Here is a 1,983-nt window from a genome sequence, read left to right on the forward strand (position 1 = left end):
CCGCGAGCCGTCGGCCGTGGGCGGTGCCGTGGGGCAGCGTCGTCACACCGCCCGGGTCCGCGAGCGCCGTGCCGCCCGCGCCACCGAGCACGGTGCGGTCCGCACCCCCGGGCCGGTTCAATCCCCCCAGCCGGTCCACTCCCCCGAGTCGCATGGCGCTCACTCCCCCGAGATCCGGCCGAAGTCGGTCTCGGTGCCGAGGAAGAGGCCGGCGACGAGCAGGATCAGCGTGGCGGGCACCATGACGGTGGTGATCACGAGGGTGGCCTTGGGCACCGCCTTGGAGGCGCGGCGGCGGGCGTTCTGGGCGTCGGTGCGGCGCATGTCGGTGGCGATGGAGATCAGTGTGTCGACGATGGGCGCGCCGAGTTCCTCGCCCTGCTGGAGGGCGGTCACGAACATCGCGACCTGCTCGGAGTCGTTCCTCCGGCGGAGTTCGTCGAAGGCTTCGCGGCGGCTGACGCCCATGTCCATCTGGCGCAGGGTGATGCGCAGTTCGTCGGCCCAGGGCCCTTCGTAGCGCTCGGAGACGCGGTCCAGGGCCTGGCGGAAGCCGAGGCCGGCGGAGACGACGACGGCGAGCACGTCGAGGAAGTCGGGCAGGGTGCGTTCGATCTCGTCCTTGCGGATGCGGATGGAGACGGCGATGCCCACCTCCACCCAGAACAGTCCGAAGGCGACCATGGCGGCGGCCAGCAGGTACTGGCCGCGGGTGAGCATGGCGAAGGCGCCGAGCAGGCCCAGCAGGCCGTAGACGGCCCGGCGGGCGGCGTACCGGTCGAGGGTGAGGCCGCCGGGGTTGCCGGCCAGGTCGATGCGGCGGCGGACCCGGTTGACGCGGGTCGGACCCATCAGGCGGAGCACAAGAGGGGCCCAGCGCATGCCGAGCCGGTCGACGGCCGAGCCGACGGGCGTGGCACGGGTGGCGCCGACCTCCAGGGCGAGGGCGAGGTCGCCGGGCAGTTTGGTCTCGGCCCGGTACATCCTGACGCCCAGGAAGGCTCCGGCGACGCACAGGGCGAAGGCGAAGGCGAGCAGCAGTGCCACGGTGCGGTCCTCCTCTCTGTTCCCCGACGGTTCGACGTTCGGCGGTTCATCGGTGCGGTCGTTGGTCCAACGGTGTGGTCGGCGGTCCAGTGGCGTGGTCGGCGGTTCAACGGGGTGCGGCGCCCGAGCGCACCTGCCGACCGGCAACTCGGGGGCGTGGTCAGGAGGGTCGGGGTTCAGACATCGATCCTCGACATGCGGCGGATGACGAAGAAGCCCAGGGCGTAGAGCCCGAAGGCGATGACGACCGCTGCCTGCCCGGGAAAGGTGCCGGTCATCCGTTCCAGGGTGCCGGGCCCGGCGCGGTCCATCATGAGCAGGACGCCGAGACCGATCAGCGGGACGGCGTAGGCGGTCATGTTGACCTGGGAGAGCTGGGTCTTGACCTCGCGGCGGGTCTCCTTGCGCTGCTCCAGGGTGTCGGTGAGGTTGCGCAGCGAGCCGACGACCTGTCCGCCCGCCTTGTTGGACAGGATCAACGTGGTGACCAGCACGACGAGTTCACGGGACGGCAGTCGGTCGGCCAGCTCGCCGAGTGCCTCGTCGATGGAGTGGCCGAGGGCGAGCTTGTCGGCGACCTTGGCGAGTTCCTCGCCGGCGGGGGCCTCCATCTCCTCGGCGGCCATGGTGATGCCGGTGCGCAGCGCCAGACCGGCCTGAGTCCCGTTGGCCAGCAGCCGGGAGAGTTCCGGGAGTTGGTTGATGAACCGTTCGATGCGCTTGGCGCGCTTCCAGCTGAGGAAGGCGAACGCCGCCCAGATGCCGAGTGCGGCGGCGATGGGCCCGAAGAAGGCGGCCAGCGCAGACTGGACGATGAGCCAGAGTGCGGCGGTGCCGGCGAGTACGTAGACGGTGAACTCGCCCGGGGTGACGTCGAGTCCGGTGGCGGCCAGCCGGCCGGCGAGGCCGCGGCCGGCCCGGGTGCGACGCAGTCGC

The 1,983-nt window shown here is 71.5% G+C and carries 2 protein-coding genes; both read right to left on the reverse strand.

Annotated elements, in window-relative coordinates; translation table 11 throughout:
- Nucleotides 1-159: 159 nt before the first annotated feature.
- Complete coding sequence (locus tag ACYVE9_RS24715; RefSeq protein ID WP_461030115.1) at nucleotides 160-1,047, reverse strand: DUF5936 domain-containing protein; 888 nt, start codon at nucleotides 1,045-1,047, stop codon at nucleotides 160-162.
- A 176-nt stretch (nucleotides 1,048-1,223) separates the two neighbouring features.
- Nucleotides 1,224-1,983 (reverse strand): type II secretion system F family protein (locus ACYVE9_RS24720; protein ID WP_461030116.1); only part of this gene is annotated, 760 nt, incomplete at its 5' end.

This window comes from Streptomyces sparsus (assembly GCF_054776295.1).